The organism is Flavobacterium sp., from assembly GCF_004295795.1.
In the GTDB taxonomy this organism is placed as follows: Bacteria; Bacteroidota; Bacteroidia; order Flavobacteriales; family Flavobacteriaceae; genus Flavobacterium.
In genome coordinates this window covers 101,445-115,258 of record NZ_SEBR01000002.1, presented here as the reverse complement: position 1 = coordinate 115,258, position 13,814 = coordinate 101,445, and the positions used below count along the sequence as shown (strand labels likewise).

Annotated in this window: 10 protein-coding genes; 5 read left to right on the top strand and 5 right to left on the bottom strand. The window is 48.8% G+C overall.

What is annotated here, in order from left to right:
• Nucleotides 1–85: 85 nt before the first annotated feature.
• Nucleotides 86–2,401, top strand: a complete 2,316-nt coding sequence (locus EOO49_RS01660; RefSeq protein ID WP_290842147.1) for a hypothetical protein — start codon at nt 86–88, stop codon at nt 2,399–2,401.
• Nucleotide 2,402: 1 nt separating this feature from the next.
• Here EOO49_RS01660 and EOO49_RS01655 read toward each other — a convergent pair whose 3' ends face one another.
• On the bottom strand, nt 2,403–2,729 hold the full coding sequence (locus EOO49_RS01655) for a hypothetical protein (RefSeq protein ID WP_290842146.1): 327 nt from the start codon (nt 2,727–2,729) through the stop codon (nt 2,403–2,405).
• Nucleotides 2,730–2,757: 28 nt separating this feature from the next.
• On the opposite strand from EOO49_RS01655, the gene EOO49_RS01650 reads away from it, so the two are divergent.
• The 4 genes from EOO49_RS01650 (at nt 2,758) to EOO49_RS01635 (ending at nt 7,844) form a co-directional block, all read left to right on the top strand.
• Nucleotides 2,758–2,937, top strand: a complete 180-nt coding sequence (locus EOO49_RS01650; protein WP_290842145.1) for a DUF5522 domain-containing protein — start codon at nt 2,758–2,760, stop codon at nt 2,935–2,937.
• On the top strand, nt 2,934–4,928 hold the full coding sequence (locus EOO49_RS01645; RefSeq protein ID WP_290842144.1) for a urocanate hydratase: 1,995 nt from the start codon (nt 2,934–2,936) through the stop codon (nt 4,926–4,928). Before EOO49_RS01650 ends, EOO49_RS01645 begins: the two co-directional genes overlap by 4 nt.
• A 51-nt stretch (nt 4,929–4,979) precedes the next feature.
• On the top strand, nt 4,980–5,519 hold the full coding sequence (locus EOO49_RS01640; protein WP_290842143.1) for a DUF4136 domain-containing protein: 540 nt from the start codon (nt 4,980–4,982) through the stop codon (nt 5,517–5,519).
• A 564-nt stretch (nt 5,520–6,083) separates the two neighbouring features.
• A complete protein-coding gene (locus EOO49_RS01635) occupies nt 6,084–7,844 on the top strand; it encodes an aromatic amino acid hydroxylase (RefSeq protein ID WP_290842142.1) in 1,761 nt (586 codons plus the stop codon).
• A gap of 58 nt (nt 7,845–7,902) precedes the next feature.
• Here the strand turns inward: EOO49_RS01635 and EOO49_RS01630 are convergent, their stop codons facing one another.
• The 4 genes from EOO49_RS01630 to EOO49_RS01615 form a co-directional block, all read right to left on the bottom strand.
• A complete protein-coding gene (locus EOO49_RS01630; protein WP_290842141.1) occupies nt 7,903–10,524 on the bottom strand; it encodes a PKD domain-containing protein in 2,622 nt (873 codons plus the stop codon).
• Between the two features lie 69 nt (nt 10,525–10,593).
• Nucleotides 10,594–12,042 carry an SUMF1/EgtB/PvdO family nonheme iron enzyme gene (locus EOO49_RS01625; RefSeq protein ID WP_290842140.1) on the bottom strand — a complete coding sequence of 483 codons (1,449 nt, stop codon included), beginning with the start codon at nt 12,040–12,042 and terminating at the stop codon, nt 10,594–10,596.
• A gap of 110 nt (nt 12,043–12,152) precedes the next feature.
• Nucleotides 12,153–12,770 carry a DUF4230 domain-containing protein gene (locus tag EOO49_RS01620; RefSeq protein ID WP_290842139.1) on the bottom strand — a complete coding sequence of 206 codons (618 nt, stop codon included), beginning with the start codon at nt 12,768–12,770 and terminating at the stop codon, nt 12,153–12,155.
• A gap of 220 nt (nt 12,771–12,990) precedes the next feature.
• Nucleotides 12,991–13,644 carry a response regulator transcription factor gene (locus EOO49_RS01615; RefSeq protein ID WP_290842138.1) on the bottom strand — a complete coding sequence of 218 codons (654 nt, stop codon included), beginning with the start codon at nt 13,642–13,644 and terminating at the stop codon, nt 12,991–12,993.
• Nucleotides 13,645–13,814: the final 170 nt, after the last annotated feature.

Here is a 13,814-nt window from a genome sequence, read left to right as displayed (position 1 = left end):
ATTTCGACGTCATTCGTCGGCAAATCTGATGAAAAACTTCTCGTACGACGTGCTTTTATTTTAACTCAAACAAATAAAACAGGTTATGCAGAAGATTTCTACTTTCTGGACATTGATAGTATTTATGTCCACATGCGCTTTGAGCGCCCAGATCGGGGTCGGAACCACGACGCCCCAGGCTGCTCTCGACGTTTCTTCGGGAACTAACGGCATGCTCGTACCTCGCGTGGCATTGGCGTCCAAAATCGTCGCTGCTCCGGTAGTGAATCCGCAAGGAGGCGGACTGGTCAATGGAACTTTGGTCTGGAACACGGCCACGACAGGAATTGCACCAAATAATGTAGTTCCCGGCTTTTACTATTGGAATGGCGCGGCCTGGGTCGAGATCGGAAGTTCGATTTCAAACCAATGGGCGCTTCTGGGAAATGCAGGTACGACGCCGGGAACGAATTTCGTCGGAACGACCGATGCGCAGGATTTGCGAATCCGCACACAAGGCAACGATCGTTGGAACATTTCGAACACAAATAACGGACAACTCCAATCCTATTCACTGGGAACGGCAGGAACTCCAAATTATTCCTATCAAGGCGACACAAATACAGGTCTTTTCAGTCCTGGCGCAGACGCCCTTGCCGTGACAACTGGCGGAGCCGAAAGGGTCCGCGTACAGGCGAATGGAAATGTTGGAATAGGAACAACCGCAGACGCATCCGCCATTTTGGACGTAAATGCTACAACCAAAGGAATACTTATTCCAAGAGTAGCACTCACGGCCAAAAACGCGGTCGCACCAGTAACCGGAGCAGCCGTATCGCTTCTCGTATACAATACTGCCACAGCCGGAGCGGCTCCAAACACTGTTTCTCCGGGATTCTATTACTGGAATGGAGCAGCTTGGGTAGAGATCGGAAATGGAGCGACGAACCAATGGGCGTTGCTTGGCAATTCCGGGACGACTGCGGGAACGAATTTCGTAGGAACGAACGATGCACAGGATTTGCGATTTAAAACTGCCGCTACTGATCGTTTCAATATCAGCAATACCCTGGGAACGCTGCAATCCTACGGGGCCGGATCGGTAAACGGGCCGAGTTACAGCTGGACGAACAGCACAAACACCGGAATGTTCATGCCTGTCACGTCAGCAATAGGACTGGCAACTGGCGGCCAAGAGCGGTTGAGAATCCCGAATGCCGCACAAGTTCATGCCATGACGGGCGGAACAGCGGCGCTGCCGTTTTATTCGTTCAACGGAAGCCCCGCCGCGGGTTTTTGGAGTCCGGCGGCCAATGCGCTTGGCTTTTCGACCAGCGCGGCGGAAAGAATGAGAATCCTCGCAACGGGACAAGTCGGCATAAACACGATAGCTCCGGCGGGTGTAGATTTATTCACTGTCACATCCAATGGAACATATTATTACGGGCTTAACGGCTATAATGCAATTACACAAGGAGCCGGAATTTACGGCGAAGTCTCGAATGCCGCCACTACGTATTCGGCGATCGAGGGCGCAAGCTACGGAAACGTGGGCTCCGGTGTTTACGGCATCAACTACGGAACGCCAACTGCAACAGGAACGGTCGCGGGTGTGACGGGCAATTATTCCGGAACTGGAACAAACGGCATTCGCATCGGTGTTTCCGGATATTCCGGATCAGGATTTGGAAACCGACAAATCGGTGTTCAGGGAAATTACAACGGAGCCGCATGGGGAATCGGCTTAATGGGAATCGCGTTCGGAGGAAGCGTCCCGGCAGGCAACAACGACATTGCGGTAATCGGATGGAGAGCCAACAACGGCAACTTCAGCGGCTATTTCAACGGAAATCACGCAGTTGTAAACGGAACCAAATCGGCCAGTGTCGGCACAAGCAAAGGCAATCAACTGCTTTACGTCACGGAAACTCCGGGCGTTTGGTTTGAGGATATTGGAAGAGCACGACTCGTAAATGGAACTGTCGAAGTCAAAATTGACCCGCTTTTTCTCGAAACGATCGTGATCGACGACAAACATCCAATGAGTGTCTTTTTACAGGAAGAAGGCGAATCCAATGGCTTATATGTCGTTCCCGGAAAAGATGGATTTGTCGTGAAAGAAAAGAACGGCGGAACATCGAACATTTCTTTTTCCTACAGAATCATGGCAAAAAGAGTCAATTTCCAGGATCACAGATTCGGGAATGACCCAACTTGGGGCGGAGGCGACACAAGACAATATGGCCAGTACGCACCGCCGCCGCCAATCGACTACAATGAAAACGTACAATTCCAGGAAGAAAGGAAGCGAAATTTCAAACAGACGCCACTTCCACCGGGATTCAAGACTTATGCCGAAACACAAGGCGAAAATGCAGTTCCTATGTCCAAACAAAAATCGGGAGAGAAACCAAAAAAATAAATCACAAATACTTCAAAAAACTCCAAAAAGCCCGCGACTGCAAATAGTCCGGGCTTTTTTCATTGGCATAAGCTTCGCGTTCGAAGCAAATATTCCGGTAAGCCAGTTTGCGATTTCGGAATTGCATCAAACGAAAAACGAATTCCAATCCATACCAAACAAAAAACGGAAGCACGAGCAGTTCGAGTTGTTGCTTCAGATGGATTTTCTCATGTCGAACGACCGTTTCGTCGTGTTTGAGCGCATGGGACGCCAAAATCACGAAAGGCCACAATGTGATTCCCACAAATCCTTTCGGAATTAAATAGTTCGCAACGATTACCTTCATTGTTTCAAATATCCTAAATTTGTCGCTAATGGACGGGCAAAACGAGGCAAATAAACTCATAGAAGGCGAAGACTATTATCTAACGCCCGAAGGCTGGAAGGTCTTCACCGAAAAATTTCACCTCAAGCGCGGTCATTGTTGCAGAAGCGGTTGCCGACACTGTCCGTACGGATACGACAAAAACACGAATACATTCCCAAAAAAATGACATTCCAAGAGCAGATTTCACAAGGCATTCCATCGGTTTTGCCAAATCCGAAACCTTACGAACCGCAAATCAACCACGCGCCCAAACGCAAGGACATTTTGTCTGACGAAGAGAAAAAACTCGCACTTCGCAATGCACTTCGGTATTTCGACAAAAAGGATCACGCGGTTCTCGCCAGGGAATTCCTCGAAGAACTCAACACTTACGGACGGATCTACATGTACAGGCTTCGTCCCGATTATGAGATGAAGGCGCGTCCGCTCTCGGATTATCCCGGAAAAAGCGATCAGGCCAAAGCCATCATGCTCATGATCCAGAACAATCTCGATTATGCCGTTGCGCAACATCCGCACGAGTTGATAACCTATGGCGGAAATGGTGCGGTCTTCTCGAATTGGGCGCAATATCTGCTCACGATGAAATATTTGTCCGAAATGACGAACGAGCAAACACTTGTGATGTATTCGGGCCATCCGATGGGACTTTTTCCGTCGCATTCCGAAGCGCCGAGAGTTGTCGTCACAAACGGAATGATGATTCCAAATTACTCCAAACCCGACGATTGGGAAAAATTCAACGCGCTCGGCGTCACGCAATATGGGCAAATGACCGCCGGAAGCTACATGTACATCGGCCCGCAAGGCATCGTGCATGGAACAACGATCACAGTAATGAACGCCGGACGAAAAATTGCCAAAAACGGCGAAGATCTTTCAGGAAAATTGTTCGTAACGTCCGGTCTTGGTGGCATGAGCGGTGCGCAACCCAAAGCCGGAAACATTGCCGGAGTGATTACAGTCTGCGCCGAAGTGAATCCAAAAGCTGTAGACGTGCGCCATTCCCAAGGTTGGGTCGACGAGAAAATCTCGAATATCGACGAACTCGTTTCCCGCGTCAAGTCGGCGAAAGCCAATAAAGAAACCGTTTCTATCGCTTACGAAGGAAATGTCGTCGAGGTTTGGGAAAAGTTCGATTCAGAAGATTTGTACATCGATTTGGGTTCCGATCAGACTTCGCTTCACAATCCTTGGGCCGGCGGCTATTATCCGGTCGATGTCGATTTTGAGCAGGCCAAGAAAATGATGGCCGAAAACCCTGATCTGTTCAAGGAAAAAGTGCAGGAATCGCTTCGCAGACACGCCGCTGCCGTCAACAAACACACGGCAAAAGGCACGTATTTTTTCGATTACGGAAACGCTTTTTTGCTAGAATGTTCGAGAGCCGGAGCCGATATTTTTGCCGAAAACGGAATCGATTTCAAGTATCCGAGTTACGTTCAGGATATTTTGGGTCCGATGTGTTTCGATTACGGATTCGGACCTTTCCGATGGGTTTGCACGTCTTGCAAGCCCGAAGATCTGGAGAAAACCGATGCGATTGCGTTGTCGGTTCTCGAGGAAATGGCCAAAACCGCTCCATCGGAAATCAGACAACAGATGGAGGACAACATCCGCTGGATAAAAGGCGCTCAACAAAACAAACTCGTCGTAGGATCACAGGCCAGAATCTTATACGCCGACGCCGACGGACGCACCAAAATCGCCGAAGCTTTCAACCAGGCAATCGCCAAAGCAGAAATCGGACAGATCGTTCTGGGACGCGATCACCACGACGTTTCTGGAACAGATTCGCCTTATCGCGAGACTTCGAACATTTACGACGGCTCGCGGTTCACCGCCGATATGGCCATCCAAAACGTCATCGGGGACAGCTTTCGGGGCGCGACTTGGGTAAGTATTCACAACGGCGGCGGCGTCGGTTGGGGCGAGGTCATAAACGGCGGATTCGGCATGGTTCTTGATGGTTCCGAAGCCGCGTCCAAACGCCTGAAATCCATGCTTTTCTGGGATGTCAACAACGGAATTTCCAGAAGAAGTTGGGCGAGAAACGACGAAGCGATCTTCGCCATAAAACGTGCGATGGAACACGAACCTTTGCTCAAAGTGACGCTTCCGAACTTCGTCGACGACCAATTGCTCGAGAACATTTGACGGCCGTTCATGGCGATTGTCGATGTTCGTTTGAACTGTAAATTATCTGCTATGAAAACTATAAAAATGCTTCCACTTTTGCTGGTGTTGTTTATCGCCGGCTCTTGTTCTTCGGTAAAAGTCCATACCGATTACGACAAAACCGCGAATTTCAGCCAGTACAAGACCTACGCTTTTTTCAAGCCGGGAATCGACAAGGTTGAAATTTCCGATCTCGACAAAAAACGAATCATGCGCTCGATCGAAGAAGCCATGACGGCAAAAGGCTTTACCAAAAGCGAAAATCCTGATCTGCTCGTGAATATTTTCACCAAAGCGCGCCAAAAAGTCGACGTGAACACTTTCAATTCCGGTTGGGGTTACGGCTGGGGTTGGGGCTGGAATCCTTGGATGATGGGCGGAAACACATCGGTCAACACTTACACCGAAGGAACGCTTTTCATCGACCTCATCGACGCCAAGAAGAAAGAACTTGTTTGGCAAGGTGAAGGCGAAGGTGTGCTGACAAAGGACATGGAGAAAAAGGACGAACGCGTCAAGGAGTTCGTTTCTAAGATTTTGGCCAAATATCCACCAGAAGCGAAAAAGTAACTTGCGAAAATTCAAATTCAAAATCCGGAACCGAGCGTTTCGGATTTTTTTTCGTTTACGGTCAAACTTCCGCCCAAATATTTTTAAAACGAAATTGTCTCTCATCCATTGGTCTTAAGTCTGCCATCCAGGATCCAAATCGATTGCTTCAAAATGACACTTTATCGATGAATTCTACATTTTTAGGAGTTCTTACCTCATAAAATATTCCATTTACCTCAAAAATTTTTACCGCTGATTGCAATGCCGTTACATTTGCTTCAACAAAGGAATCGAACACCAGTCGAGAACAAGTTTAACCCGTAAGAACCTACAAACATTTTTACATACAAAGCGAGAGGCCAAGTACTTTCGCTTTTTAAGAGACGAGTTTAGGATGTCCGGAAATGCCACCGAATTGAGACGGCCAGCCTAAAAAAAGCATTGATTGAATTTTGATTTATTTGTTGTTGTTGTTTTTTTAAAAAACCGTGGTCGCCCTAACGTCCGCGGTTTTTTTATGACTTCATTTGAATGGCGCTGTTGCGGATTTCGTATTTTTACCGCAACCCAAGTGAACATTTTATGAGCACCGATTTTGAAAGCAATCCTTTGATCGACCGACTTCCGAAGCATTTGAAGCAATTCATCAAGCCTCAGGATTACGACGATTACACGCCGGTAAACCAAGCCGTTTGGCGTTACGTCATGCGCAAGAACGTCGACTATCTTTCGAAAGTTGCCCACGAATCTTACCTTGACGGACTGCAAAAAACCGGACTCGAGATCGACAACATCCCGAATATGTACGGTATGAACCGCATCCTCAAGGAAATCGGTTGGGCTGCCGTGGCCGTTGACGGATTCATTCCGCCAAACGCGTTCATGGAATTCCAGGCTTACAACGTTTTGGTGATCGCATCCGATATCAGACAACTCGAACACATCGAATATACGCCAGCTCCGGACATCATCCACGAAGGTGCAGGCCACGCTCCTATCATCGCAAATCCTGAGTATGCCGAATATCTGCGTCGTTTTGGGGAAATCGGATGCAAGGCGATCTCGTCGGGAAAGGATTATGAATTGTACGAAGCCATCAGACTTTTGTCGATTCTCAAAGAAGCCGAAGGAACGCCAAAAGACGAAATCGAATCGGCGGAAAAAGCGGTGGAAGGTTTGCAGAACAACATGGGCGAACCGTCAGAAATGGCGAGAATCCGCAATTTGCATTGGTGGACAGTCGAATACGGATTGATCGGAGAAGTCGAAAACCCGAAAATCTACGGCGCCGGACTTTTGTCGTCTATCGGCGAAAGCGCTTGGTGCATGACCGATGAAGTCAGGAAAATCCCATACGACATCTCGGCCGCCGACCAAAGTTTCGACATCACAAAACCGCAACCGCAGCTTTATGTCACGCCAGACTTCGCCTATCTGAGCCAGGTTCTCGAAGAATTCGCGAACGGAATGGCCTTGAGAACCGGCGGACTTTCGAGCATCCAAAAACTCATCGACTCACAAGCGATGGGAACGATAGAATTGAGCACAGGTTTGCAGGTTTCGGGTGTTTTCACCAACGTCATCGAAAATTCGGGCAAACCGGTTTACATACAAACGACCGGAAAAACCGCACTTTCTTACCGCGAAAAAGAATTGGTAGGGCATTCGACGCATACGCATAAAGACGGTTTCGGTTCGCCAATCGGGAAACTCATCGGTATAAACCTCGCCATCGAAGATATGAGTCCGCGTGATTTGCGGGCTTACAACATTTACGAAGCCGAAATGGTGACACTGGAATTCGAAGGCGACATTACGGTAACAGGTGAAATCATTACAGGTTCTCGCAATCTGCAAGGCGAAATCATCCTGATCAGTTTCAGGAATTGCACGGTGACTCACGGCGAAAACGTTTTGTTCCAGCCTGAATGGGGAATTTACGATATGGCTGTAGGGAAGAAAGTCGTCTCGGCATTTTCGGGTCCGGCCGACGTCAGGAGTTTTGACCTGATCACGCACGTGCCTTCGTCGAAAACGATAAAAGCCAAAGAATCGGAACAAAGATCGGAACTCGAAGGCTTGTACAAAACCGTTAGAGACATCCGATTGGGCAAAGATTCCGATAAAAAACTGGCCGAGGTCTTCGAAACACTTCGCACCAAACATCCAAAAGATTGGTTGCTTTCGGTAGAAATCGTCGAATTGCTGCACAATTTACACCAATCCGATCTGGAACAACAAGTTTTGCTTCATCTGGAAAATCTCAAAGTGGAAAGACCCCAAATCGCCCATTTGATCACCAACGGACTCGAACTTATTTTCGAGAAAGAAAGCGCGATTTAATACCGATATAAAACAAAAAAGCCACCCAAATCAGGTGGCTTTTTCTATGCTTTAAAATTTATCGCTTGATGATCTTGACGGTTCTCGTGCCTTGTTGCGTATCGACGAAAATCAAATACGTTCCGGCGGCGTAACCCGAAAGATTCACCTTGGATTCACTTGCATTGACATCGAGTTTCTGCAATTCCTGACCGAGCATGTTCACGACGCGGATCGATTGGATCACATCAGTGTAACTCACCGTCAGAAAATCGTTTACCGGATTCGGATAAACCTGCAACTCGTTTTTCACGATGTCCCGGATGCCAAGACAAGCGCCTTGGGAAACCGTCACGGCCAGTCGCGTCTCGCTTTCGCAGGAACCGACGGTTTGCGTGGCGAAGTACGTGTTTCCAGCAACCAAAATCGTATTGTCAGGCACGACATTCCCGTTTGTCGCGGCGTCATACCAAATCACGTTTGTTCCGTTCACGACAAGCATTCCGACAGTTTCGTTGGTACAAAATGTCTGGTTTGCGATTCCCGTCGGGGCGGCTATTGGCGAAATCGTAGCCGTAACAGCAATGCGTGGCGAGGTACAAATTCCGTTTGTCGTTTCTACGTAATAAGTTGCCGATGCGGTCAATTCCTGAGTTGTAAAACTCGAACCTGTCGCAATCGCGCTTCCGCCAATGGCGACATCGAACCAGCTGATCGTTCCCGAACTCGCCGACGCAGTCAAAGTCAGCGCACCAAAATCGCATCGGGAAGTCGGAATCGTGTTGGTGATCGTCGGCTGATCGTTGATCGTGGCGATTACTGCCGTTCTTGGAGACGTGCATCCGTTGCTCGAGGCTTCGACATAATAAGTGGTCGTGGCCGAAATATTGCCCGTTGCCAAACTCGTCCCGCTTCCGAGGAAAATTCCGCCGCTCGGCAAACTGAACCATGAAAGCGTTCCCGCCGAAGCCGTTGCTTGTAAAGTCACCGAGCCTGTTCCGCAGCGCGATGCCGGCGTCGTAGAAGTTACCGTTGGCGTTGTGTTCACGGTTGCGACGACTTCGGTTCTGACCGAAATACAATCGCCGTTTACCGATTCGACAAAATAAGAAGTCGTATTTATCAAAGATGGCGTCGTGAAAGTCGTTCCCGAACCCAAAATCGTTCCGCCCGTTGCGACGTTGTACCAATTCAAGGTTCCGACGTTGGTCGCCGCCGACAAAGTAACCGAACCGGAATCACATCTTTGTCCCGAAACGGTAGAAGTGATAGACGGAATCGTGTTGATTGTCGCTGTCACGGCCGTTCTCGGTGACGAACAATTCGCGTTCGCCGCTTCGACGTAATAAGTCGTTGTCACGGATAAGTTTCCGGTTACGAACGAATTTCCGGTGAAAATTACGCTTCCGCCAATTTGTTGTCCGTACCAATTCAAGGTTGCCGTTCCGGAAGCTGTCAAAGTAACCGAACCGCTTCCGCATCTCGAGGCCGAAGTCACCGAAGAAATTTCCGGAACCGGGTTTACCGTTGCAATTACCGATGTCCTGGGAGAAACGCATCCACCGTTGGAAACCTCAACGTAATAAGTCGTCGTGGCCGCTATCGATGGCGTGGCAAAACTCGCTCCCGAACCTAAAGATGTTCCGCCCGAAGGTTGTGAATACCAGGAAATCGCTCCCGCCGATGCCGTCGCCGACAAGGTTACGCTTCCCGTTCCGCAGCGCGAGTTTGGAGTCGTGGCAGTGATCGTCGGGATTGGTTTGATCGTCGCTGTGACTGCCGTTCTTGGCGAAGCACAACTTCCAGAAGACGATCCGACGTAATAGGTTGTCGTGGCCGAAAGCGATGGCGTCGTGAACGAACTTCCCGTGGCCAAAACCGTCGTGGTTGTCGCATCGGCATACCAATTGATCGTGCCCGCGTTGGCCGTCGCCGATAAAGTGACCGTTCCGCTTCCGCATCTTTCGCTTGGAGTCGTCGTTTGTATAGCCGGAATTACCGTTACAGTTATGAAATTTGATTTCACTTCGGTGTTCGATCCGTTGTAATTCGTGGCGACTAACGTCACGCTGTAAGTTCCGGGCGTGTTGTAAACCACTGTCGGATTCTGGATTGTAGAAACCGATGGTGTTCCGCCGGGAAAACTCCAGCTCCAGGCCGCGGGCACGTTTGTCGAAGTATCGGTAAAAATAACCGAACTTCCCTGACACAACGTCGTCGTGCTTGCGGTGAACTCGGCATCTGGTGGCGTGACCGGGCAAATCGCCTGGATTCCCATCGAGAAACCTTGACCGCTTCCGCCAAAATAGGCGTAAAATTGTGGTGGAAAGGCGCAAGTGTTGGCTTCGAGCGTGTGTACGTCGGCACCGTCGGAAGTTCCTCCCATGTAGGCGAAGAACGATGGCGGAATGCCGCAACTTGTCGCGCTGAGTTCGTCTACGGCCGATCCGTCGGAAAAACCTCCGAAGTAAGCGTAAAACGATCCCGGACTCGAACAGGTCGTCGCGAGCAGCTCGTTTACCGAAGCGCCGTCACTGCTGCCGCCAAAATAGGCGTAATAGAACGAAGGCATACCACAGCTCGTAGCCGAAATCACCGAAGTCGATGCGCCCGAAGCCACGCCACCGTTGTACTGCGCCATCGCCGGAATTCCCGCCAAGAGCAGCCAAAAGGCGCAAAAATGCTTGAGTATTTGTTTCATCTGTCTGATTTTATATTAGAATTCATCTTCGGGAAAACCTGGATTTTCCGTCACAATCAAATCAGATGATCATCTCACGCCACGTCCGCCGTAAGTTGGATAACGGGCTGCGTCTACGCCAGTGTTTCTTTGGGAAAGTCTTCCTGCGGCCACACCGTCGATCCATCCGCCTCCGCGTTGTCCGCTTCCGGTTGCAGCTGCCGCCGTTGGCCATGTATTTTGATTGGCATCGCCGTTTGCCGTGATCGTACCGTCGCCCAAAGTGCCGTTAAAAGCCGAACCTGCTGCCGAAGCCAGACAAACCACGCGTTCCCAAACATTTCCGGTCATTTCCATGGCACCATAATAAGCAGCTCCAGATGAAGCGCGACCCGAAGTTCCGGTGGCGAAAGCTCCGACGCGAACCGATCCGTAGATCGTGCTGGTCGTTCCTACACCAAGCGTACAACGTCCATTTGCGGCTGGTGTCATGTACTCGTTTTCGAGATATTGGTTTGCCAATGCGTTACTGGCTACGTTGGCCAAATCTGTCGAGCCCCAAGCGTATTCTCCTGCGATGCGCTGCATTGTTCCGCGGGTGACTTTTTCGTATTCCATTTCGGTCATCGGACGCAAAGCCGCCCAGTCGAGATAAGCGGCCAAATCGCCCCAGTTGAGTCCGTTCATGGCCGTTCCTTGTCCGTCGTCTGAATTGTTTTCTACACCTGAAGTCGCGTCGCAAGCGAAAACAGCCGGAATAGCCGCGTTATTTCCCGGCGTTTGGATTCTGACGCCATTTCTGTAAGCGAAACCGCCATACATGGCGTAAGTGCCGGCAGGAGAAATTGGGTCGTTTACCGTGTGGGCTTTTTGCTGGTCGTAAGTCAAGGCGTTCAAAAACTCCACGTATTGAAGTTGTGAAATCTCATATTTCATGCAATAGAACGAATTGTATCCCATTGGGAAAGTGGCCGGTGCAGCGACCGCGCCTCCGCCCAAAACGCTCGATGTCAAACCTGTCGACTGAGACGAGGCATTGATCGTGATGCTGTTGAAAGTGCCCGAACTTTGTCCGTCGCCCAATTCGAAAGCGGCTTGTGGCACGTTTACCATCTCGATCCCGAAGACTTTGTAGTTGAAAGTTCCGGCCGGAAGGTTCATTTTGAGTGTGACTTGTGTCGCTCCCACGTTTCCGCCGCCGAGCGCACTTCTTCTGATAAAAACACCTTTTCCGTCCGTAACGGTTTCAACCATCAAAGGCGAAGCAGCCGAATGATCGCCGGCAACCGTACTCAAAGTCGTGTGAGCCCAAAGACGCGTGTTGCAATCCTGGTATTTTACGAAAACCCAAACCGCGTCCCAATTTGCCGGGGCGACGTTGGCGTTCCAGGAATTGTCCCAGGCGATGTTGAATGTGATGTTGGTTCCCGAAACCGACGTTCCTGTGATTTGCAAATTGTTCGCAGCCGCTTTGTTCACGCTGAAAATCGAAAGCAATCCGATAAAGAAAAAGCTAAAAAATAAAGTTCTGGTTTTCATTCCTAAAGATTTGAAAGTTTATGCGACAAATCTATTCGGAAGGTTTTGCGGAGGAAATACGACACTTGCCGTATTCGGCTTAAAATGAGAAAAATACGACAAATGCCGTACTAGAGTTTTTTGGAGAAGTCAGATTCCGAGCCGACCGAATCGCCGTGGTAAACGACTGTCCAACCCAATGAATGCGTGGCAATCAGCACTTTGCCAAGTTCGCTTACAAGCCTGTTTTTGGCATTCGATTTCAAGGTCGAAGCCTCGATTTTCTTCTGCAGATTCGCTTTGACCGTCTTGTTGATCTTGTTGTAATCGTCTCCGGTAAAAGGATTCATAGAACTTTGGTCGACGTCGTAGAATTTGATGTCAGGCGAGATCTTGATTTCTTCTTTGGGAATGTTCAGAATCGTCACGGTTTTGGTCTTTTTGTCGATTTCGTATTGGATCTGACGCAAATCATAGGAAACAGTGACATCGGCATTCACGACCAAAAGCGCCTTTTTCTGGAAGGAGAGCATGTTCATGAAGTAACTTTGCTGGTCTTTGTACGTGAGCACTTCGGAGAAATGACCTTCGGTTACTACCAATTTCCCGACACTCACGATTTGTTGCTGGATCAGGTTCGTATCCGATTCCAAAGTGGAAGAATCGCCCTTTTTGAACTCGCAATAACGATACGCCAAAAGGAATCCGATAAGGCAACAACTGATGAAAAGTATTCGGCGAATGGTCATATCTCGGTTTTTATTAAAGATACGACGCATCCGCGGAAGCGATTTTTCAAGATTTGGGGAAAAAGTTTTTTTTTTAGATAATAGATAATAAACGGATAGATAATAGACCGAGAGACAATAGACTGAGAGACAATAGACTGAGAGACAATAGACTGAGAGACGACGTACAATGTCGTCCAAAAGAGAAACTCAGGAACTTCGCACTCAGGAACTCAGGTACTTAAATCAAATTATTGCTCTTCGCCTTCTGGATCGCCTCGAGTTTGTTGTGCACCTGAAGTTTGGTGTAAATGTTCTCGATGTGCTTGCGAACGGTACTTGGCGAAAGAAAAAGATTTTGGGCGATGTTATTGTAGTTCAAGCCTTTGCTGAGTTGTTCCAAAACTTCTATTTCGCGGGACGACAATTTGATGTCTTCGGCTTCCGGCCTATTTCCGAAGTCGACAACCGGATTCCTTAGCAATTTCAGTGTCTTCAACGCAATCGACGGATTCATCGCCGCTCCGCCGTTCAGGGTTTCGAGAATGCCCTGGTGCAGATCTTTGGGATTGACTTCCTTGAGCAGGTAACCGTCGGCGCCGGCTTTGATCGAATTGAAGATATTCTCGTCGTTGTCAAAAACCGTAAGCATGATGATTTTTATGTGCGGATATCTCGATTTTACCGACGAGGTCGCTTCAACCCCGTTCATTTTCGGCATCTCGATATCCATCAGAATCAAGTCGATGTTGTGGTTGCTTTCGAGTTTCTCCAACAGATCACGTCCGTTTACCGCCGTGAACTTGACTTGAAGTTCGTCAAAAAACGAAAGCTTTTCCTGGATGGCGCGGGTCAGGAAATTGTTGTCGTCTACGATGGCGATTTTTATATTCATTAGTTAGTGGAGATAATAGACGAAAAGATAATAGATGATAGACAAAAGAGGTTAGACGGACTTACGATTGCGCATCGTCCGCGAAAGACAAAGCTGAAATGGACACGAAATGCGTCCGATAAATGATCAATAAAAGAAAACGTACGCCAAATTTAGCACAAGTACCGCAA

Excerpts from the sequence above, each read along its gene's own strand:
- EOO49_RS01660 (WP_290842147.1), top strand. The coding sequence starts at position 86 with ATGCAGAAGATTTCTACTTTCTGGACATTGATAGTATTTATGTCCACA.
- EOO49_RS01655 (WP_290842146.1), bottom strand. The coding sequence starts at position 2,729 with ATGAAGGTAATCGTTGCGAACTATTTAATTCCGAAAGGATTTGTGGGA.
- EOO49_RS01650 (WP_290842145.1), top strand. The coding sequence starts at position 2,758 with ATGGACGGGCAAAACGAGGCAAATAAACTCATAGAAGGCGAAGACTAT.
- EOO49_RS01645 (WP_290842144.1), top strand. The coding sequence starts at position 2,934 with ATGACATTCCAAGAGCAGATTTCACAAGGCATTCCATCGGTTTTGCCA.
- EOO49_RS01640 (WP_290842143.1), top strand. The coding sequence starts at position 4,980 with ATGAAAACTATAAAAATGCTTCCACTTTTGCTGGTGTTGTTTATCGCC.
- EOO49_RS01635 (WP_290842142.1), top strand. The coding sequence starts at position 6,084 with ATGAGCACCGATTTTGAAAGCAATCCTTTGATCGACCGACTTCCGAAG.
- EOO49_RS01630 (WP_290842141.1), bottom strand. The coding sequence starts at position 10,524 with ATGAAACAAATACTCAAGCATTTTTGCGCCTTTTGGCTGCTCTTGGCG.
- EOO49_RS01625 (WP_290842140.1), bottom strand. The coding sequence starts at position 12,042 with ATGAAAACCAGAACTTTATTTTTTAGCTTTTTCTTTATCGGATTGCTT.
- EOO49_RS01620 (WP_290842139.1), bottom strand. The coding sequence starts at position 12,770 with ATGACCATTCGCCGAATACTTTTCATCAGTTGTTGCCTTATCGGATTC.
- EOO49_RS01615 (WP_290842138.1), bottom strand. The coding sequence starts at position 13,644 with ATGAATATAAAAATCGCCATCGTAGACGACAACAATTTCCTGACCCGC.